A 19,071-nucleotide genomic window follows, 5' to 3' on the forward strand; every position below is an offset into this window, starting at 1 on the left:
AAACTGCCTTACGGTGCAGTGATCGCGGTGAAGGAAGGCGACAAGGTCGACGCTGGCTCTATCGTAGCCAAGTGGGATCCGCACACTCACCCGATCGTTACCGAAATGAAAGGTACCGTGACCTACGTGGGCATGGAAGAAGGTATTACGATCAAGCGCCAGACCGATGAACTGACCGGTTTGACCAATATCGAAGTACTGGATGCCAAAGACCGCCCTGCAGCCGGCAAGGACATCCGTCCTGCGGTGAAGATGGTAGGTATCGATGGCAAGGATCTGCTGCTGCCGGGTACTGACGTACCGGCTCAGTACTTCTTGCCTGCCAACGCTCTGGTCGGTGTGGCGGACGGTGCTCAGGTGGGCGTGGGTGACGTTATCGCCCGTATTCCACAAGAGACTTCCAAGACCCGTGACATCACCGGTGGTCTGCCACGCGTTGCTGACTTGTTCGAAGCGCGTCGCCCGAAAGAAGCGTCGATCCTGGCGGAAGTCAGCGGTACGATCGCATTCGGTAAAGAGACCAAAGGCAAGCGTCGCCTGGTGATTACGCCAAACGACGGCAGCGATCCGTACGAAGAGCTGATTCCGAAATGGCGTCACCTGAACGTCTTCGAGGGTGAGCAAGTGAACCGCGGTGAAGTTATCTCCGACGGTCCTAGCGATCCGCACGACATCCTGCGTTTGTTGGGTGTCAGCGCTCTGGCGAAATACATCGTCAATGAGATTCAAGACGTTTACCGTTTGCAAGGCGTGAAGATCAACGACAAGCACATCGAAACGATCCTTCGTCAGATGCTGCGCAAGGTTGAGATCTCCGAGTCTGGCGACTCGAGCTTCATCAAGGGCGACCAGATGGAGTTGACGCATGTTCTGGTTGAGAACGAGCGCCTCGCACAGGACGAGAAGTTCATCTCGAAGTTCACTCGTGTGCTGCTCGGTATTACCAAGGCGTCGCTGTCCACCGAATCGTTCATCTCGGCGGCCTCCTTCCAGGAGACTACTCGTGTACTGACCGAAGCGGCGGTAACCGGCAAGCGCGATTACCTTCGCGGCCTGAAAGAAAACGTGGTTGTGGGTCGTCTGATCCCTGCCGGTACCGGTTTGGCCTACCACAGCGAGCGCAAGCGCCGTCGTGAAGCAGACAAGCCGTTGCGTGTGAGTGCGAGCGAAGTTGAAGCCGCGCTGACCGAAGCGTTGAACTCAAGCAGTAATTGAGAGCAGGGCCCTGATCGTGATGTCCCTCCGCAACTGACAGGCTTGTTCCTGTGAGCGGGTGGGCATTGCGGTCGGGGCTTTGCCTTGACTGGGGGCAGGATCCTCTTTAGACTCTTGTACCCCTAAATCTGGCGGGACTCATGTCCTGCCATTTTGCTTTTCTTGTAAGACAATAGCGTCGCAAGACAACAGTGGAGCTAGTAGATGGCAACTATCAACCAGCTGGTACGTCAGCCGCGTAAGCGTATCGTCGAGAAATCCGACGTACCTGCGCTGCAGAACTGCCCGCAACGTCGTGGTGTGTGCACCCGTGTGTACACCACCACGCCGAAGAAACCTAACTCGGCACTGCGTAAAGTATGCCGTGTGCGTCTGACCAACGGTTTCGAGGTTTCCTCGTACATCGGCGGTGAAGGCCACAACCTGCAAGAGCACAGCGTCGTACTGATTCGTGGCGGCCGTGTAAAAGACTTGCCGGGTGTTCGTTACCACACCGTTCGCGGCTCCTTGGATACTTCCGGCGTTAAAGGTCGTAACCAGGGTCGTTCGAAGTACGGTACCAAGAAGCCTAAGTAGTAGCGGCTTTTTGAAACAACTGAATCATCTTATTTTCTGAGTCGATAAGAGTAAGGTCGGAGGCGTCCCGAAAGGGCACCGATTCCGAGCGAACCTGAAGACCGTTTGAGGGCTTATCCATGCCAAGAAGACGCGTAGCAGCCAAGCGCGAAGTGCTTGACGATCCAAAATACGGAAGCCAAATCCTGGCCAAGTTCATGAACCACGTGATGGAAAGCGGCAAAAAAGCCGTTGCCGAGCGTATCGTTTATGGCGCGCTGGACAAGGTTAAAGAACGCAAGAACAGCGACCCCCTGGAAATCTTCGAGAAAGCTCTCGACGCCATCGCTCCGCTGGTCGAAGTAAAGTCGCGCCGTGTAGGCGGTGCTACTTACCAGGTTCCGGTTGAAGTTCGTCCGTCTCGTCGTAATGCTCTGGCAATGCGCTGGCTGGTAGACTACGCGCGCAAGCGCGGTGAGAAGTCTATGGCTCTGCGTTTGGCTGGCGAACTGTTGGACGCCGCTGAAGGCAAAGGTGCTGCGGTTAAGAAGCGTGAAGACGTGCACCGTATGGCTGAAGCCAACAAGGCTTTCTCGCACTACCGCTTCTAATTTCAGCGTCACTAATTTTGCGAGGGCTTTATGGCTCGTACTACACCGATCAACCGCTACCGTAACATTGGTATCGTTGCTCACGTGGATGCTGGTAAAACCACCACCACCGAGCGCGTCCTTTTTTACACTGGCAAAAGCCACAAGATGGGCGAAGTGCATGACGGCGCTGCGACCACTGACTGGATGGTTCAGGAGCAGGAGCGTGGTATTACCATTACTTCTGCTGCCATTACCGCCTTCTGGCAGGGTTCGGCCAAGCAGCACAAAGACCAGTACCGCTTCAACGTCATCGATACCCCGGGTCACGTAGACTTCACCATTGAAGTTGAGCGTTCCCTGCGTGTACTCGACGGCGCTGTCGTTGTGTTTTGTGGCACTTCCGGCGTTGAGCCGCAGTCCGAAACCGTATGGCGTCAAGCCAATAAATACGGTGTTCCACGTATCGTTTACGTGAACAAGATGGACCGTGCTGGCGCCAACTTCCTGCGCGTGATCGCTCAGATCAAGCAGCGTCTGGGTCACACCCCGGTGCCAATCCAGTTGGCTATCGGTTCCGAAGACAACTTCCAGGGTCAGATCGATCTGATGACCATGGAAGCGGTTTACTGGAACGATGCTGACAAGGGCATGACTCCACGCCGCGAAGCTATCCCTGCAGAACTGCAGGAGCTGGCTGAAGAATGGCGCAGCAACATGGTTGAGGCTGCGGCCGAAGCCAGCGAAGAGCTGATGAACAAGTACCTGGAGGGTGAAGAGCTCACCATCGAGGAAATCAAGGCCGCTCTGCGTCAGCGTACTATCGCTGGCGAAATCGTCTTGGCTGTTTGCGGTTCTTCTTTCAAGAACAAGGGCGTTCCGCTGGTTCTCGACGCCGTTATCGACTACCTGCCGGCTCCAGTCGACATTCCTGCTATCAAGGGTTCCAACCCTGATAACGAGGAAGAAGAGATGGAGCGTCATGCAGACGACAACGAGCCGTTCTCGGCTCTGGCGTTCAAGATCGCTACCGACCCATTCGTGGGTACCTTGACCTTCGTCCGCGTTTACTCGGGCGTATTGGCCTCCGGCGACGGCGTGATCAACTCGGTTAAAGGCAAGAAAGAGCGCGTGGGTCGTATGGTGCAAATGCACGCAAACGCCCGTGAAGAGATCAAGGAAGTGCGCGCTGGTGACATCGCGGCCCTGATCGGCATGAAGGACGTCACCACTGGTGAAACCCTCTGCAACGCTGACAAGCCAATCATCCTGGTTCGCATGGACTTCCCGGAACCGGTTATTTCGGTTGCCGTTGAGCCAAAGACCAAGGATGACCAGGAAAAAATGGGTATCGCACTGGGCAAGCTGGCTCAGGAAGACCCTTCTTTCCGCGTTAAGACTGATGAAGAGACTGGTCAAACGATCATCTCTGGCATGGGCGAGCTGCACCTGGACATCCTGGTTGACCGGATGCGCCGTGAGTTCAACGTCGAAGCCAACATCGGCAAGCCTCAGGTTTCCTATCGTGAACGCATCACGAAGAACTGTGAAATCGAAGGCAAGTTCGTTCGTCAATCCGGCGGTCGTGGCCAGTTTGGTCACTGCTGGATCCGTTTTGCACCTGCTGACGAAGGTCAGGAAGGTCTGCAATTCGTGAACGAAGTAGTGGGTGGTGTGGTTCCTAAGGAATACATCCCGGCTATCCAGAAGGGTATCGAAGAGCAGATGAAGAACGGCGTTGTTGCCGGCTATCCGCTGATCGGCCTGAAGGCTACCGTGTTTGATGGTTCTTACCACGACGTCGACTCGAACGAGATGGCGTTTAAGGTGGCTGCCTCCATGGCGACCAAGCAGCTAGCCCAGAAGGGTGGTGGTGAGTTGCTTGAGCCGATCATGGCGGTAGAGGTTGTTACGCCTGAAGACTATATGGGTGACGTGATGGGCGACCTTAACCGTCGTCGCGGCATGATCCTGGGTATGGAAGACACGGTTTCCGGCAAGGTAATTCGCGCCGAGGTTCCGTTGGGTGAGATGTTCGGTTATGCGACCGACGTTCGCTCCATGTCCCAAGGTCGCGCAAGCTACTCTATGGAATTCAAAAAATACAATACAGCGCCGTCGCACATCGTCGAAACTGTAACCAAAAAACAAGGCTGATTCAGCGCCTTTAGGCTAGGAGTTATTTGTCGTGGCTAAAGAAAAATTTGAACGTAACAAACCGCACGTCAACGTTGGCACCATCGGTCACGTTGACCACGGTAAAACCACTCTGACCGCTGCTCTGACTCGCGTCTGCTCCGAAGTTTTCGGTTCGGCTAAAGTCGATTTCGACAAGATCGACAGCGCGCCAGAAGAGAAAGCTCGTGGTATCACCATCAACACTGCTCACGTTGAATACGATTCGGCCGTTCGCCACTACGCGCACGTTGACTGCCCAGGTCACGCCGACTACGTAAAAAACATGATCACCGGTGCTGCTCAGATGGATGGCGCTATCCTGGTTTGTTCGGCTGCTGATGGTCCGATGCCGCAAACCCGTGAGCACATCCTGCTGTCCCGTCAGGTTGGCGTTCCGTACATCGTTGTCTTCCTGAACAAGGCTGACATGGTTGACGACGCTGAGCTGCTGGAACTGGTTGAGATGGAAGTTCGTGACCTCCTGAGCACTTACGAGTTCCCAGGCGACGACACTCCGATCATCATCGGTTCGGCTCTGATGGCTCTGAACGGCCAAGACGACAACGAAATGGGTACCTCGGCTGTCAAGAAGCTGGTTGAGACTCTGGACAGCTACATCCCAGAACCAGTTCGTGCTATCGACAAGCCTTTCCTGATGCCAATCGAAGACGTGTTCTCGATCTCGGGTCGCGGTACTGTTGTTACTGGTCGTGTTGAGCGTGGCATCATCAAGATCCAGGAAGAAGTCGAAATCGTGGGTCTGCGTGACACCACCAAGACTACTTGTACTGGCGTTGAGATGTTCCGCAAGCTGCTGGACGAAGGCCGTGCTGGCGAGAACTGCGGCGTTCTGCTGCGTGGTACCAAGCGTGACGACGTTGAGCGTGGTCAGGTTCTGGTCAAGCCGGGCACTGTTAAGCCACACACTCAGTTCGAAGCTGAAATCTACGTTCTGAGCAAGGAAGAAGGCGGTCGTCATACTCCGTTCTTCAAAGGCTACCGTCCACAGTTCTACTTCCGTACTACCGACGTAACTGGTAGCTGCGAACTGCCGGAAGGCACCGAAATGGTTATGCCAGGTGACAACGTTAAAGTTTCCGTCACTCTGATCAAGCCAATCGCAATGGAAGACGGTCTGCGTTTCGCTATCCGTGAAGGCGGTCGTACCGTCGGCGCTGGCGTCGTAGCCAAAATCATCGCCTAAGCGTTGATTTAAGAAAAAGCCCCCGCTCGCGGGGGCTTTTTTATTGGGTTGACACTCTGTTAGCTCGTCTATAGAATTGCGCCTCCTTTTAACGGGCGTATTGCGCTCGGTGGGAAGTAGCCTGGAGTCTGAAATCCAATGCAAAATCAGCAAATCCGTATCAGGTTGAAGGCTTTTGACCATCGCCTGATCGACCAATCCACCCAGGAAATCGTGGAAACCGCGAAACGTACTGGTGCTCAAGTGCGTGGTCCTATTCCACTGCCTACCCGTAAAGAGCGGTTCACCGTTCTGGTCTCTCCGCACGTCAACAAAGACGCGCGTGACCAGTACGAGATCCGTACTCATAAGCGTGTACTGGACATCGTCCAGCCAACGGATAAAACCGTTGATGCGCTGATGAAGCTTGATCTTGCGGCAGGTGTGGAAGTGCAGATCAGCCTCGGCTAAGACTTGGGTCTTAGTCGTGTAACGCTCTGAAATGGGCGGCCATAGCGGGTGAAAGCCCCGTACACTCATGAGGTTTACAACATGACTATTGGTGTAGTCGGTCGTAAATGCGGTATGACCCGTATTTTCACCGAAGAAGGTGTCTCCATTCCGGTCACGGTCATTGAGATCGAGCCGAATCGCGTCACCCAGTTCAAAACCGAAGAAAGCGATGGCTATCGTGCAGTGCAAGTCACTGTTGGTGAGCGTCGTGCTTCGCGTGTGACTGCTGCTCAGGCAGGTCACTTCGCTAAAGCGAACGTTGCCGCTGGTCGCACTGTTCTGGAATTCCGTCTTGAAGAAGGCGAATACCAGGCTGGCGATCTGATCAATGCTGAAATCTTCGCTGCTGGTCAGCTGGTCGATGTGACCGGTCAGTCCAAGGGTAAGGGTTTCGCAGGTACTATCAAACGCCACAATTTCCGCGGCCAAGATAATACCCACGGTAACTCCGTTTCCCACCGCGTCCCAGGCTCTATCGGCCAGTGCCAGACTCCTGGTCGTGTATTCAAGGGCAAAAAAATGTCCGGTCATATGGGCGCTGAGCGCGTGACCGTGCAGTCCCTGGAAGTAGTGCGCGTGGACGCTGAACGCAATCTGTTGTTGGTCAAGGGCGCCGTTCCTGGCGCTACTGGCGGCAATCTGGTTGTACGTCCAGCAGCCAAGGCTCGCGGTTAAGGGGAAGCTGACATGCAATTAAATGTAAATGACGCTCAAGCGATCGAAGTTTCCGAACTGACATTTGGCGGCGAGTTTAACGAGACGCTGGTTCACCAAGCAGTCGTGGCCTACATGGCTGGCGGCCGTCAGGGCAGCAAGCAGCAAAAGACCCGTTCCGACGTTTCCGGTGGCGGCAAGCGCCCATGGCGTCAGAAGGGCACTGGCCGTGCTCGTGCCGGTACTATCCGTAGCCCAATCTGGCGTGGCGGTGGTACCACATTCGCAGCGCGTCCTCAGGATCACTCTCAGAAGCTCAACAAGAAAATGTATCGCGCAGCACTGCGCTCCATTCTTGCTGAACTGGTTCGTACTGATCGTCTGGTCGTGGTTCAGGATTTCGCGGTTGAATCGCCGAAAACCAAAGACCTGCTGGGCAAGCTGAACGACATGAGCCTGACCGACGTTCTGATCGTGTCTGACGCTGTTGACCAGAATCTGTACCTGGCTGCTCGCAACCTGCCGCACGTAGATGTACGTGACGTTCAAGGTTCCGATCCAGTTAGTCTGATCGCATACGACAAAGTGTTGATCACTGTGTCGGCCGTGAAGAAATTCGAGGAGCTGCTGGGATGAACCAGGAACGCGTATTTAAAGTTCTGCTTGGCCCGCACGTTTCCGAGAAGGCTACGGTTCTGGCAGACAAGAAAGGTCAGTTCGTTTTCAAGGTTGCTACTGATGCAACCAAGCTGGAAATCAAGAAGGCCGTCGAAAGCCTGTTCAGCGTGAAAGTAGAGCGTGTGACTACCCTGAACGTTCTGGGTAAGACCAAGCGCACTGCTCGCGGTCTGGGCAAGCGTAATGACTGGAAGAAGGCAGTTATCTCCCTTCAGCCAGGCCAAGATCTCGATTTCAGCAGCAGTGCTGAGTAAGGAAGGGGTGCATCATGGCAATCGTTAAATGCAAACCGACTTCCCCTGGCCGCCGTTTTGTGGTCAAGGTGGTCAACCAGGAGCTGCATAAAGGCGCTCCTCACGCACCGCTGCTCGAGAAAAAATCGAAGTCTGGTGGTCGTAACAACAATGGCCGCATCACTACACGTCACGTTGGTGGTGGTCATAAGCAGCATTATCGTTTGGTCGATTTCCGTCGCAATGACAAAGATGGCATCGCTGCCACTGTCGAGCGCATCGAATACGATCCAAACCGTACTGCTCACATCGCACTGCTGCTGTACGCAGACGGCGAGCGTCGTTACATCATCGCGCCTAAAGGCGTGAGTGCTGGCGACCAGCTGATTGCAGGCGCTCTGGCTCCAATCAAGCCAGGCAACTCCCTGCAGCTGCGCAACATCCCAGTGGGTTCCACTGTTCACGGTATCGAGCTGAAGCCTGGTAAAGGTGCTCAGATCGCTCGTTCCGCTGGTGCTTCGGCTCAGCTGATCGCTCGTGAAGGTGTGTACGTGACCCTGCGTCTTCGCTCCGGTGAAATGCGTAAAGTCCTGTCCGAATGCCGTGCAACTCTGGGTGAGGTTTCGAACTCCGAGCACAGCCTGCGTTCGCTGGGTAAAGCTGGTGCCAAGCGCTGGCGTGGCGTTCGCCCAACCGTTCGTGGTGTTGCCATGAACCCGGTTGACCACCCACATGGTGGTGGTGAAGGTCGTACCTCTGGTGGTCGTCATCCGGTATCGCCGTGGGGCTTCCCGACTAAGGGCGCGAAGACTCGTGGTAATAAGCGTACCGACAAAATGATCGTCCGTCGTCGCAAGTAAATAGAGGGATACGACAGTGCCACGTTCTCTGAAAAAAGGTCCTTTTATTGATCTTCACCTACTGAAGAAGATCGAAGTGGCGGCGGAAAAGAACGATCGCAAACCAGTTAAAACCTGGTCGCGTCGTTCGATGATCCTGCCACAAATGGTCGGTTTGACCATTGCTGTGCATAACGGTCGTCAGCATGTTCCTGTTCTCGTGAACGAAGACATGGTCGGCCACAAACTGGGCGAGTTTGCCGGTACCCGCACTTATCGTGGGCACGTGGCAGACAAGAAAGCCAAGCGTTAAGGGGTAAGGAACGATGGAAGTAGCCGCTAAGTTGTCGGGCGCTCGAATCTCCGCCCAGAAAGCCCGCTTGGTCGCCGACCAGATCCGCGGGAAGAAGGTGGGCGAAGCGCTCAACCTGTTGGCTTTCAGCAGTAAGAAAGCCGCCGAGATCATGAAAAAAGTGCTGGAGTCGGCCGTAGCCAACGCCGAGCATAACGAAGGCGCAGACGTTGATGACCTGAAGGTCTCCACCGTTTTCGTCAACGAAGGGCGTTCGCTGAAGCGCATCATGCCACGTGCCAAAGGCCGTGCTGATCGCATCGTCAAGCGGTCTTGCCATATCACTGTCAAGGTTGCTGACAAGTAACGGAGTCGAAGAGATGGGTCAGAAAGTACATCCCATTGGCATTCGCCTGGGAATCGTCAAGGAGCACACCTCCGTCTGGTACGCAGACGGTCGGACTTATGCGGACTACTTGTTCGCTGATCTGAAGGTGCGTGAGTATCTCCAAGACAAACTAAAAAGCGCGTCCGTAAGCCGTATCGATATCCATCGTCCGGCTCAGACTGCACGTATCACCATCCACACCGCTCGTCCCGGCATCGTGATCGGCAAGAAAGGTGAAGATGTTGAGAAACTGCGTCAGGACCTGACCAAGCAAATGGGTGTGCCTGTGCACATCAATATCGAAGAGATCCGCAAGCCGGAACTCGACGGTATGCTGGTTGCGCAGAGCGTAGCTCAGCAGCTGGAGCGTCGCGTAATGTTCCGTCGCGCTATGAAGCGCGCAGTACAGAACGCCATGCGCATTGGTGCCAAAGGCATCAAAATCCAAGTGAGCGGTCGTCTCGGCGGTGCTGAAATCGCACGTACTGAATGGTATCGCGAAGGTCGTGTGCCTCTGCACACCCTGCGTGCCGACATCGACTATGCCAACTACGAAGCTCACACCACTTACGGTGTGATCGGTGTAAAGGTTTGGATCTTCAAAGGCGAAGTAATCGGTGGGCGCCAAGAAGAGCAGAAGCCACAAGCACCAGCGCCTCGTAAAAAAGCTGCTAAGTAAGGGGTACGCCAAATGTTGCAACCTAAGCGTACGAAGTTCCGCAAGCAGATGACCGGCCACAACCGTGGTCTGGCACTGCGCGGTAGCAAAGTCAGCTTCGGCGAGTATGCGCTGAAGTCTGTTGCTCGTGGTCGTCTCACCGCTCGTCAGATCGAGTCAGCGCGTCGTGCTCTGACCCGTCACGTAAAACGTGGCGGCAAGATCTGGATCCGTGTATTCCCGGACAAGCCTATATCCAAAAAGCCCCTCGAAGTTCGTATGGGTAAAGGTAAGGGTAACGTCGAATACTGGGTTGCCCAGATTCAGCCAGGCAAAGTCCTGTATGAAATCGAGGGTGTTTCCGAAGAGTTGGCGCGTGAGGCTTTCGCCCTGGCTGCTGCAAAGCTGCCGCTCGCCACCTCCTTTGTTAAGCGGACGGTGATGTGATGAAAGCGAATGAACTTCGTGAAAAATCAGCACAGCAACTGAACGAGCAACTGCTCGGCTTGCTGCGCGACCAGTTCAATCTGCGTATGCAGAAAGCAACTGGCCAGTTGGGGCAGTCTCACCTGCTCTCGCAAGTTAAGCGTGACATCGCTCGCGTGAAGACTGTGCTCAACCAGCAGGCAGGTAAGTAATCATGGCTGAAGCCGAAAAAACCGTCCGTACGCTGACTGGCCGTGTTGTCAGCGACAAGATGGACAAGACCATCACCGTTCTGATCGAACGTCGCGTTAAGCACCCGATCTACGGTAAATACGTTAAGCGTTCGACTAAGCTGCACGCGCACGACGAAACCAACCAATGCCACATCGGCGACAAGGTCACTATTCGTGAAACTCGTCCGATGGCCAAGACCAAATCTTGGGCCCTGGTTGATGTTCTCGAACGCGCTGTGGAAGTCTAAGGGCTAGGGGTCGGAGAAATTATATGATTCAGACTCAATCCATGCTCGATGTGGCCGATAACAGCGGCGCTCGCCGCGTTATGTGCATCAAGGTGCTTGGTGGCTCTCATCGTCGTTACGCTGGTATCGGTGACATCATCAAAGTGACCGTCAAGGAAGCGATTCCGCGCGGTAAGGTGAAAAAAGGCCAAGTGATGACTGCTGTTGTAGTCCGCACTCGCCATGGTGTACGTCGCGCAGACGGCTCCATCATCCGCTTCGATGGCAACGCTGCTGTTCTGTTGAACAACAAGCAAGAGCCGATCGGCACCCGTATCTTTGGGCCAGTGACCCGTGAACTTCGTACTGAGAAGTTCATGAAGATCGTCTCGCTCGCCCCAGAAGTGCTGTAAGGAGATCCGACATGCAAAAGATTCGTCGTGACGACGAGATCATCGTGATCGCCGGCAAAGACAAAGGTAAGCGCGGTAAGGTGCTCAAGGTTCTCGCTGACGACCGTTTGGTCGTTGGTGGGATCAACCTGGTGAAGCGTCATACCAAGCCTAACCCGATGTCGGGCGTACAGGGCGGTATCGTCGAGAAAGAAGCGCCACTGCACGCTTCCAACGTCGCCATTTTCAACGGCGCAACCAACAAGGCTGACCGCGTTGGTTTCAAAGTTGAAGACNATGCTTGAACACTGCTAGGTAGAAGACCATGGCACGACTGAAAGAGATTTACTGGAAGGAAATCGCACCCAAGCTTAAGGAAGAACTTAAGCTTGCTAACGTGATGGAAGTTCCACGCGTAACAAAGATCACCCTGAACATGGGTCTGGGCGAAGCGATCGGCGACAAAAAAGTCATCGAGCACGCTGTTGCTGACCTGGAAAAGATCACCGGTCAAAAAGTCGTTGTGACTTACGCTCGGAAATCCATCGCTGGCTTTAAAGTCCGTGAAGGATGGCCGATCGGCGTCAAAGTGACTCTCCGCCGTGAGCGTATGTATGAATTCCTGGATCGTCTGCTGTCGATCTCCCTGCCTCGGGTTCGCGACTTCCGCGGCCTGAATGCCAAGTCCTTCGATGGTCGTGGTAACTACAGCATGGGCGTGAAAGAGCAGATCATTTTCCCGGAAATTGACTACGACAAGATCGATGCTCTCCGCGGTCTGGACATTACCCTGACCACCACTGCCAAGAACGATGACGAAGGCCGCGCTTTGCTGCGTGCATTCAAATTCCCGTTCCGCAACTGATTGGAGTAGGAAAATGGCTAAGAAGAGCATGAAGAACCGTGAGCTGAAGCGTCAGCTCACCGTTGCCAAGTACGCTACCAAGCGTGCAGCACTGAAAGCGATCATCGTCGACCTGAACGCAAGTCCAGAAGCACGTTGGGAAGCAACAGTTGCCCTGCAGAAGCAACCACGTGACGCAAGCGCTTCGCGCATGCGTAACCGTTGCCGCTTGACTGGTCGTCCGCACGGCGTCTATCGCAAGTTCGGCCTCGGTCGTAACAAGCTGCGTGAAGCTGCAATGCGTGGTGACGTGCCAGGTCTGGTTAAAGCCAGCTGGTAAGCCGCATTTCTCGTTCCGCGCCGGCCGGTTTCCTCGGAAAGCGACCAGCGTGGGGCCTGAATTTGAATCAAGCCCCTTTTGGGGCTTGATTCGTTTCTGGCGTACGTCTAGAATTGCCGGCTCGCCTGAGTCCGTGTTTTTTACGTGCCCGAGTTTTTTGGCGACAAGCAGTAGCCGCAAGGCTAATTATTTTGTATTAGGAGCGTCTAGCCCATGAGTATGCAGGACCCGTTAGCGGACATGCTAACTCGTATCCGTAATGCCCAGATGGCTGAAAAGCCCGTCGTAAGCATGCCATCCTCCACTTTGAAGGTGGCTGTAGCTAAAGTCCTGAAAGACGAAGGCTACATTGCGGGTTATCAGATCAGCAGTGAAACCAAGCCCTTGCTGTCTATCGAGCTGAAATACTTCGAAGGCCGTCCGGTCATCGAGGAAGTCAAGCGCGTTAGCCGTCCAGGCCTGCGTCAGTACAAGTCCGTCGATGATCTGCCGAAAGTTCGTGGCGGTCTCGGTGTGTCTATCGTCTCCACCAACAAGGGTGTGATGACGGATCGTGCTGCGCGCGCTGCCGGTGTCGGCGGCGAAGTGCTTTGCACTGTGTTCTAAGGGGGGATAAGCATGTCACGCGTAGCTAAGAACCCCGTTAAGTTGCCAGCAGGCGTCGAAGTCAAACTCGTCGGCCAGCAGCTTTCGGTGAAGGGTGCCAAGGGTACTCTCGACCTGAACATTCATTCGTCCGTTGAAATCGTTGAAGAAGCTGGTGAGCTGCGTTTTGCTGCTCGCAATGGCGATCAACAGACTCGCGCAATGGCCGGTACCACTCGTGCGTTGGTAAACAACATGGTCCAGGGCGTAAGCCAAGGCTTCGAGCGTAAGCTCCAGCTGGTCGGTGTTGGTTACAAAGCGCAAGCAAAAGGCACGGTGCTGAACCTGGCCCTTGGCTTCTCGCACCCAGTGGACTACGAATTGCCAGCAGGCATCACCGCTGAGACCCCCAACCAAACCGATATCTTCATCCGTGGTATCGACAAGCAGTTGGTTGGTCAAGTGGCCGCTGAGATCCGCGACTTCCGCCGTCCAGAGCCATACAAAGGCAAAGGCGTGCGTTACGCGGACGAAGTCGTCCGTCGTAAAGAAGCCAAGAAGAAGTAGGGCATAGCAAATGACCGTCAAAAAAGTTACCCGACTGCGTCGCGCTCGCAAAGCACGCCTGAAAATGCACGAACTCGAAGTCGTGCGTCTCTGCGTGTACCGCTCTTCGCAGCACATTTATGCCCAGGTCATTTCGGCCGACGGCAGCAAAGTCCTGGCGAACGCCTCGACTTTGGACAAAGAACTGCGTGATGGCGCCACTGGCAACATCGACGCGGCCACTAAAGTTGGCCAGCTGATCGCTGAGCGTGCGAAAGCCGCAGGCGTATCGCAAGTGGCTTTTGATCGTTCTGGCTTCAAGTACCACGGTCGCGTCAAGGCGCTGGCTGATGCTGCTCGTGAAGGCGGGCTGGAGTTCTAAGTTATGGCAAATAACGACCAAAAACGCGACGAAGGCTACATCGAGAAGCTGGTTCAAGTTAATCGCGTAGCAAAAACCGTAAAAGGCGGCCGTATCTTCACTTTCACCGCGTTGACCGTGGTGGGTGATGGTAAGGGCCGTGTTGGCTTCGGCCGTGGCAAGTCGCGTGAAGTGCCTGCTGCGATCCAGAAGGCAATGGAAGCTGCGCGCCGCAACATGATCCAGGTTGATCTGAACGGCACCACTCTGCAATACGCCATGAAGTCCGCCCACGGCGCTTCGAAGGTTTACATGCAGCCTGCTTCTGAAGGTACTGGCATCATCGCCGGCGGCGCAATGCGTGCTGTCCTGGAAGTTGCTGGTGTTCAGAACGTTCTGGCCAAATGCTACGGCTCGACCAACCCGGTAAACGTTGTTCACGCAACGTTCAAGGGTTTGAAGGCCATGCAGTCTCCTGAGTCCATCGCTGCCAAGCGCGGCTTGAACGTTGAGGAGATCATCTGATCATGGCTACCGTAAAAGTTACTTTGATCAAAAGCATGACCGGCCGCATCCCTAACCACAAACTGTGCGTTAAGGGTCTGGGTCTGCGTCGCATCGGTCACACTGTAGAAGTCGTTGATACCCCGGAAAACCGTGGGATGATCAACAAGGCTTACTACATGCTGCGAGTCGAGGGTTAATCGATGAAACTCAATGATCTGAGTCCAGCGCCGGGTTCCCGTCGCGAGAAGCATCGTCCGGGCCGTGGTATCGGTAGTGGTTTGGGCAAGACCGGTGGCCGCGGCCACAAAGGTCAGACCTCCCGCTCCGGTGGCACCATCGCTCCGGGCTTCGAAGGCGGCCAACAGCCGTTGCATCGTCGTCTGCCTAAGTTCGGCTTCGTCTCTTTGAAAGCTATGGATCGTGCAGAAGTTCGCACCTCCGAGCTGGCTAAAGTAGAAGGCGTTGTAACTGTGCAGTCCCTGAAGGATGCCAACGTGATCAACCAAAACGTACAGCGCGTCAAAATCATGCTGTCCGGTGAGGTTACTCGCGCGGTCACCCTCAAAGGTATCGCAGCCACCAAAGGTGCGCGTGCGGCTATCGAAGCAGCTGGCGGCAAGTTCGAGGAATAAATGGCTAAGCAAGGTGCTCTCTCAGCGCTCAGCAAAAGCGGCGGGTTGTCCGAGCTCTGGGCTCGACTGCGTTTTCTGTTCCTGGCGATTATCGTCTACCGGATCGGTGCGCATATCCCAGTTCCAGGTATCAACCCTGACCGGCTGGCGGACCTGTTTCGACAGAATGAGGGGACCATTCTTAGCTTGTTCAACATGTTTTCCGGTGGTGCGCTGGAGCGCATGAGCATCTTTGCACTGGGGATCATGCCGTACATCTCGGCATCGATCATCATGCAGCTCATGACCGCTGTCAGCCCACAGCTGGAGCAGTTGAAGAAGGAAGGTGAGGCTGGTCGTCGCAAGATCAGCCAATACACCCGCTATGGCACCGTCGTTCTGGCCTTGGTTCAAGCTATTGGCATGTCCATTGGCTTGGCCGGTCAGGGCGTTGCTTTCTCTGCAGATATCGGCTTCCACTTCGTGGCGGTCACCACCTTTGTGGCTGGTGCGCTGTTCATGATGTGGCTGGGCGAGCAGATCACAGAGCGCGGTGTTGGTAACGGTATCTCGATGTTGATTTTTTCGGGTATCGTCGCCGGTCTTCCGAGAGCGATCGGGCAGTCCTTCGAGTCTGCGCGTCAAGGTGATATCAACATTTTCGCTTTGGTCGCCATCGGTTTGCTGGCAGTAGCGATTATCGGTTTCGTGGTGTTCATTGAGCGTGGTCAGCGTCGTATTGCTGTTCACTACGCCAAGCGTCAGCAGGGCCGTAAGGTCTTCGCTGCGCAGACCAGCCACTTGCCGCTGAAAGTGAACATGGCTGGTGTTATTCCGGCCATTTTTGCGAGCAGCATCTTGCTGTTTCCGGCTTCGTTGGGTGCCTGGTTCGGTCAGTCTGAAGGTATGGGCTGGTTGCAGGACATCTCGCAGTCGATCGCTCCTGGTCAGCCGTTGAATATTCTGCTGTTTAGTGCAGGGATTATTTTCTTCNAACCTGAAGAAGTCCGGTGCCTTTATTCCGGGCATTCGTCCTGGTGAGCAGTCTGCGCGCTATATTGATGGCGTTCTGACTCGTCTGACCATGTTCGGTGCTCTTTATATGATGGCCGTGTGCTTGCTGCCCCAGTTCCTGGTGGTTGCTGCAAACGTGCCGTTCTACCTTGGCGGGACCTCGTTGCTGATCGTGGTCGTGGTTGTGATGGACTTCATGTCCCAAGTGCAATCTCACCTCGTTTCGCACCAGTATGAATCCCTGATGAAGAAAGCCAACCTGAAGGGCTACGGCAGCGGCATGCTGCGCTGAAGCACCCATAAGGTTCGAGGAGTTGGTGATGAAAGTTCGTGCATCGGTGAAAAAGCTGTGCCGTAACTGCAAGATTATTCGCCGCGAAGGTGTTGTTCGAGTAATTTGCAGCGCGGAACCACGTCACAAGCAGCGCCAAGGCTGAGTGTGATCTGTGCTAAAAGCCCAGCAGCTAGTGCGCTGCTGGGTTGATTATTTGTTATTACAGCGATATTATCTCGCGCCCTATTTCTTGGCTTCCGGGGCGTAGGTAGCTGTCAATTGGAGTCCCACTGAATGGCCCGTATTGCAGGCGTTAACATTCCAGATAACAAGCATACTGTTATCTCGCTGACCTACATCTATGGTGTTGGTCGCACGACTGCACAGAAAATCTGTGCTACCACCGGGGTTAACCCGGCGGTAAAGATCAAAGATCTGAGCGACGAGCAGATTGAACAGCTGCGTGGCGAAGTCGCGAAGTTCACCACTGAAGGTGATCTGCGTCGCGAAATCAACATGAAAATCAAGCGCTTGATGGACCTCGGTTGCTATCGCGGTCTGCGTCATCGTCGTGGTCTTCCAGTACGCGGTCAGCGTACCAAGACTAACGCGCGTACCCGTAAAGGTCCGCGTAAGCCGATCCGCAAGTAATCGCCCCAGCGAATCGACAGGAATTAAATCATGGCAAAACCTGCTGCTCGTCCTCGTAAAAAAGTTAAAAAGACAGTGGTTGATGGCATCGCCCACATCCATGCATCTTTTAACAACACCATCGTGACCATTACCGACCGTCAAGGTAACGCTCTTTCCTGGGCTACTTCTGGTGGTTCGGGTTTCCGCGGTTCCCGCAAGTCCACCCCGTTCGCTGCTCAAGTAGCTGCTGAGCGTGCTGGTCAAGCTGCGCTGGAATACGGCCTGAAAAACCTCGACGTCAACGTCAAGGGTCCAGGTCCAGGTCGTGAATCTGCAGTTCGTGCTTTGAACGGCTGTGGCTACAAGATCGCCAGCATCACCGACGTGACGCCGATCCCGCACAACGGGTGCCGTCCGCCGAAGAAGCGCCGCGTGTAATCCAGGAGATTGTAAAGAATGGCTCGTTACATTGGTCCAAAATGCAAACTCGCTCGTCGCGAAGGCACCGATCTCTTCCTGAAGAGCGGCGTGCGCGCGATCGAATCGAAGTGCAACATCGAAGCTGCACCAGGTATCCACGGCCAGCGCCGCGGTCGCCAATCCGACTACGGCACCCAGCTGCGTGAAAAGCAGAAAGTCCGTCGTATCTATGGCGTTCTCGAGCGTCAGTTCAGCGGTTACTACAAAGAAGCTGCCGGCAAGAAAGGCGCTACTGGCGAGAACCTGCTGCAACTTCTCGAATGCCGCCTGGACAACGTCGTATACCGTATGGGTTTCGGTTCTACTCGTGCCGAATCTCGTCAGCTGGTATCGCACAAGTCGGTTAGCGTAAACGGCAAAACCGTTAACGTTCCGTCCTACCAGGTTCGTGCCGGTGATGTGGTCGCTATTCGCGAAAAAGCGAAAAACCAACTGCGTATCGTCCAGGCTCTCGATCTGTGTGCCCAACGTGGCCGCGTAGAATGGGTAGAAGTAGACACTGAGAAGAAATCTGGCGTTTTCAAAAGCGTTCCAGCTCGCAGTGATCTGTCCGCCGACATCAACGAAAGCCTGATTGTCGAGCTCTACTCCAAGTAAGGGCTAGAAAATAGGTGCATCCATGCAGATTTCGGTAAATGAGTTCCTGACACCCCGCCACATTGATGTGCAGGTTGTCAGTCCAACCCGCGCCAAGATCACTCTCGAGCCTCTCGAGCGTGGTTTTGGCCATACCCTGGGCAACGCGCTGCGCCGCATCCTGTTGTCCTCCATGCCCGGCTGTGCAGTAGTCGAGGCCGAGATTGACGGTGTACTCCATGAGTACAGCGCTATCGAAGGTGTACAGGAAGACGTCATTGAAATCCTGTTGAACCTTAAAGGTCTCGCTATCAAGCTGCACGGTCGAGACGAAGTTACGCTGACCTTGTCGAAGAAGGGTTCGGGGGTGGTTACCGCTGCCGATATTCAGCTGGATCATGATGTCGAGATCGTTAACCCCGATCACGTAATCGCTAACCTGGCGTCTAACGGCGCCCTGAACATGAAGCTCGTTGTAGCTCGTGGTCGCGGTTATGAACCAGCAGACTCGCGTCAGAGCGATGAAGACGAAAGCCGCAGCATCGGTCGCTTGCAGCTCGACTCTTCGTTCAGCCCGGTTCGCCGCATCGCATACGTGGTGGAAAACGCCCGTGTCGAGCAGCGTACCAACCTGGACAAACTGGTTATTGATCTGGAAACCAACGGTACTCTGGATCCTGAAGAGGCAATCCGCCGCGCTGCAACCATCCTGCAACAGCAGTTGGCTGCGTTCGTCGACCTCAAAGGTGACAGTGAACCAGTGGTAGTCGAACAGGAAGACGAGATCGATCCGATCCTGCTTCGTCCGGTTGACGATTTGGAACTGACTGTACGTTCGGCCAACTGCCTTAAGGCGGAGAACATTTACTACATCGGCGATCTGATTCAGCGCACCGAAGTAGAACTGTTGAAGACTCCGAACCTGGGCAAGAAATCCTTGACTGAAATCAAGGACGTTCTGGCTTCTCGTGGTCTCTCCCTCGGCATGCGCCTCGACAACTGGCCGCCTGCAAGTCTTAAGAAGGACGACAAGGCGACTGCCTGAT

Annotated in this window: 30 protein-coding genes and 3 pseudogenes; all 33 read left to right on the plus strand. The window is 54.8% G+C overall.

Annotation, left to right across the window (positions count from 1 at the left end; all coding sequences use genetic code 11):
* Positions 1-1,215 (plus strand): annotated as a pseudogene (locus D3M70_RS32725) (DNA-directed RNA polymerase subunit beta'); the annotation flags it as partial.
* A 204-nt stretch (positions 1,216-1,419) separates the two neighbouring features.
* Positions 1,420-1,791 carry a 30S ribosomal protein S12 gene (gene rpsL, locus D3M70_RS05935; protein ID WP_002555494.1) on the plus strand — a complete coding sequence of 124 codons (372 nt, stop codon included), beginning with the start codon at positions 1,420-1,422 and terminating at the stop codon, positions 1,789-1,791.
* A gap of 119 nt (positions 1,792-1,910) precedes the next feature.
* Entirely contained in the window at positions 1,911-2,381 is a 471-nt protein-coding gene (gene rpsG, locus D3M70_RS05940; protein WP_073269011.1) for a 30S ribosomal protein S7, read from the plus strand.
* A 30-nt stretch (positions 2,382-2,411) separates the two neighbouring features.
* The gene (gene fusA / locus D3M70_RS05945; protein ID WP_060541895.1) at positions 2,412-4,517 is read left to right on the plus strand and encodes an elongation factor G; all 2,106 of its coding nucleotides are present in this window, start codon (positions 2,412-2,414) and stop codon (positions 4,515-4,517) included.
* Between the two features lie 31 nt (positions 4,518-4,548).
* A complete protein-coding gene (gene tuf, locus D3M70_RS05950) occupies positions 4,549-5,742 on the plus strand; it encodes an elongation factor Tu (RefSeq protein ID WP_110948918.1) in 1,194 nt (397 codons plus the stop codon).
* A 138-nt stretch (positions 5,743-5,880) separates the two neighbouring features.
* A complete protein-coding gene (rpsJ, locus tag D3M70_RS05955) occupies positions 5,881-6,192 on the plus strand; it encodes a 30S ribosomal protein S10 (RefSeq protein WP_003186070.1) in 312 nt (103 codons plus the stop codon).
* 81 nt (positions 6,193-6,273) lie between these two features.
* Positions 6,274-6,909: a 50S ribosomal protein L3 gene (gene rplC / locus D3M70_RS05960; protein WP_120124971.1), complete on the plus strand. Its 636-nt coding sequence runs from the start codon at positions 6,274-6,276 to the stop codon at positions 6,907-6,909.
* A 12-nt stretch (positions 6,910-6,921) separates the two neighbouring features.
* The gene (gene rplD / locus D3M70_RS05965; RefSeq protein ID WP_037017717.1) at positions 6,922-7,524 is read left to right on the plus strand and encodes a 50S ribosomal protein L4; all 603 of its coding nucleotides are present in this window, start codon (positions 6,922-6,924) and stop codon (positions 7,522-7,524) included.
* Positions 7,521-7,820, plus strand: a complete 300-nt coding sequence (rplW, locus tag D3M70_RS05970) for a 50S ribosomal protein L23 (protein WP_008374165.1) — start codon at positions 7,521-7,523, stop codon at positions 7,818-7,820. The genes rplD and rplW overlap by 4 nt, the downstream gene beginning before the upstream one ends.
* A 14-nt stretch (positions 7,821-7,834) precedes the next feature.
* The gene (gene rplB / locus D3M70_RS05975; protein ID WP_120124972.1) at positions 7,835-8,659 is read left to right on the plus strand and encodes a 50S ribosomal protein L2; all 825 of its coding nucleotides are present in this window, start codon (positions 7,835-7,837) and stop codon (positions 8,657-8,659) included.
* A 16-nt stretch (positions 8,660-8,675) separates the two neighbouring features.
* On the plus strand, positions 8,676-8,951 hold the full coding sequence (rpsS, locus tag D3M70_RS05980; RefSeq protein ID WP_002555486.1) for a 30S ribosomal protein S19: 276 nt from the start codon (positions 8,676-8,678) through the stop codon (positions 8,949-8,951).
* A 13-nt stretch (positions 8,952-8,964) separates the two neighbouring features.
* Positions 8,965-9,297, plus strand: a complete 333-nt coding sequence (rplV, locus tag D3M70_RS05985; RefSeq protein WP_003103908.1) for a 50S ribosomal protein L22 — start codon at positions 8,965-8,967, stop codon at positions 9,295-9,297.
* A 13-nt stretch (positions 9,298-9,310) separates the two neighbouring features.
* The gene (gene rpsC, locus D3M70_RS05990) at positions 9,311-9,997 is read left to right on the plus strand and encodes a 30S ribosomal protein S3 (protein WP_120124973.1); all 687 of its coding nucleotides are present in this window, start codon (positions 9,311-9,313) and stop codon (positions 9,995-9,997) included.
* A gap of 12 nt (positions 9,998-10,009) precedes the next feature.
* Entirely contained in the window at positions 10,010-10,423 is a 414-nt protein-coding gene (rplP, locus tag D3M70_RS05995; RefSeq protein WP_019409905.1) for a 50S ribosomal protein L16, read from the plus strand.
* A complete protein-coding gene (gene rpmC / locus D3M70_RS06000) occupies positions 10,423-10,614 on the plus strand; it encodes a 50S ribosomal protein L29 (protein ID WP_002555481.1) in 192 nt (63 codons plus the stop codon). The genes rplP and rpmC overlap by 1 nt, the downstream gene beginning before the upstream one ends.
* Positions 10,615-10,616: 2 nt before the next feature.
* Complete coding sequence (gene rpsQ, locus D3M70_RS06005; protein WP_003194644.1) at positions 10,617-10,883, plus strand: 30S ribosomal protein S17; 267 nt, start codon at positions 10,617-10,619, stop codon at positions 10,881-10,883.
* 23 nt (positions 10,884-10,906) lie between these two features.
* Positions 10,907-11,275 (plus strand): 50S ribosomal protein L14, encoded by a 369-nt coding sequence (gene rplN, locus D3M70_RS06010; RefSeq protein WP_002555479.1) that lies wholly within the window; start codon positions 10,907-10,909, stop codon positions 11,273-11,275.
* An 11-nt stretch (positions 11,276-11,286) separates the two neighbouring features.
* On the plus strand, positions 11,287-11,550 hold a 264-nt coding region (gene rplX / locus D3M70_RS06015; RefSeq protein ID WP_133306441.1), incomplete at its 3' end, for a 50S ribosomal protein L24.
* 29 nt (positions 11,551-11,579) lie between these two features.
* The gene (gene rplE, locus D3M70_RS06020) at positions 11,580-12,119 is read left to right on the plus strand and encodes a 50S ribosomal protein L5 (RefSeq protein ID WP_062384487.1); all 540 of its coding nucleotides are present in this window, start codon (positions 11,580-11,582) and stop codon (positions 12,117-12,119) included.
* A 13-nt stretch (positions 12,120-12,132) separates the two neighbouring features.
* On the plus strand, positions 12,133-12,438 hold the full coding sequence (rpsN, locus tag D3M70_RS06025; RefSeq protein ID WP_003228726.1) for a 30S ribosomal protein S14: 306 nt from the start codon (positions 12,133-12,135) through the stop codon (positions 12,436-12,438).
* A gap of 213 nt (positions 12,439-12,651) precedes the next feature.
* Entirely contained in the window at positions 12,652-13,044 is a 393-nt protein-coding gene (gene rpsH / locus D3M70_RS06030) for a 30S ribosomal protein S8 (RefSeq protein ID WP_020290698.1), read from the plus strand.
* 12 nt (positions 13,045-13,056) lie between these two features.
* Positions 13,057-13,590: a 50S ribosomal protein L6 gene (gene rplF / locus D3M70_RS06035; protein WP_074758964.1), complete on the plus strand. Its 534-nt coding sequence runs from the start codon at positions 13,057-13,059 to the stop codon at positions 13,588-13,590.
* A gap of 10 nt (positions 13,591-13,600) precedes the next feature.
* The gene (gene rplR, locus D3M70_RS06040) at positions 13,601-13,951 is read left to right on the plus strand and encodes a 50S ribosomal protein L18 (protein ID WP_037017727.1); all 351 of its coding nucleotides are present in this window, start codon (positions 13,601-13,603) and stop codon (positions 13,949-13,951) included.
* A 3-nt stretch (positions 13,952-13,954) separates the two neighbouring features.
* The gene (rpsE, locus tag D3M70_RS06045; RefSeq protein WP_093468883.1) at positions 13,955-14,455 is read left to right on the plus strand and encodes a 30S ribosomal protein S5; all 501 of its coding nucleotides are present in this window, start codon (positions 13,955-13,957) and stop codon (positions 14,453-14,455) included.
* A gap of 2 nt (positions 14,456-14,457) precedes the next feature.
* On the plus strand, positions 14,458-14,634 hold the full coding sequence (rpmD, locus tag D3M70_RS06050; RefSeq protein ID WP_028621547.1) for a 50S ribosomal protein L30: 177 nt from the start codon (positions 14,458-14,460) through the stop codon (positions 14,632-14,634).
* A gap of 3 nt (positions 14,635-14,637) precedes the next feature.
* Positions 14,638-15,069: a 50S ribosomal protein L15 gene (gene rplO, locus D3M70_RS06055; RefSeq protein ID WP_037017733.1), complete on the plus strand. Its 432-nt coding sequence runs from the start codon at positions 14,638-14,640 to the stop codon at positions 15,067-15,069.
* Positions 15,070-16,041: pseudogene (secY, locus tag D3M70_RS06060) on the plus strand (preprotein translocase subunit SecY); the annotation flags it as partial. It abuts the gene before it with no gap.
* A 1-nt stretch (position 16,042) separates the two neighbouring features.
* A pseudogene (secY, locus tag D3M70_RS32730) lies at positions 16,043-16,354 on the plus strand (preprotein translocase subunit SecY); the annotation flags it as partial.
* A gap of 28 nt (positions 16,355-16,382) precedes the next feature.
* Positions 16,383-16,499 carry a 50S ribosomal protein L36 gene (gene rpmJ / locus D3M70_RS06065; RefSeq protein WP_002555468.1) on the plus strand — a complete coding sequence of 39 codons (117 nt, stop codon included), beginning with the start codon at positions 16,383-16,385 and terminating at the stop codon, positions 16,497-16,499.
* A 131-nt stretch (positions 16,500-16,630) separates the two neighbouring features.
* Complete coding sequence (rpsM, locus tag D3M70_RS06070) at positions 16,631-16,987, plus strand: 30S ribosomal protein S13 (protein ID WP_002555467.1); 357 nt, start codon at positions 16,631-16,633, stop codon at positions 16,985-16,987.
* A 30-nt stretch (positions 16,988-17,017) separates the two neighbouring features.
* Positions 17,018-17,407 carry a 30S ribosomal protein S11 gene (gene rpsK / locus D3M70_RS06075; RefSeq protein WP_002555466.1) on the plus strand — a complete coding sequence of 130 codons (390 nt, stop codon included), beginning with the start codon at positions 17,018-17,020 and terminating at the stop codon, positions 17,405-17,407.
* A gap of 18 nt (positions 17,408-17,425) precedes the next feature.
* Positions 17,426-18,046 (plus strand): 30S ribosomal protein S4, encoded by a 621-nt coding sequence (gene rpsD, locus D3M70_RS06080; RefSeq protein WP_037017742.1) that lies wholly within the window; start codon positions 17,426-17,428, stop codon positions 18,044-18,046.
* A gap of 22 nt (positions 18,047-18,068) precedes the next feature.
* A complete protein-coding gene (locus D3M70_RS06085) occupies positions 18,069-19,070 on the plus strand; it encodes a DNA-directed RNA polymerase subunit alpha (RefSeq protein ID WP_007970428.1) in 1,002 nt (333 codons plus the stop codon).
* The last annotated feature ends 1 nt before the right edge of the window (position 19,071 follow it).

The organism is Pseudomonas sp. LS-2, from assembly GCF_003605735.1.
Lineage (GTDB): Bacteria > Pseudomonadota > Gammaproteobacteria > Pseudomonadales > Pseudomonadaceae > Aquipseudomonas.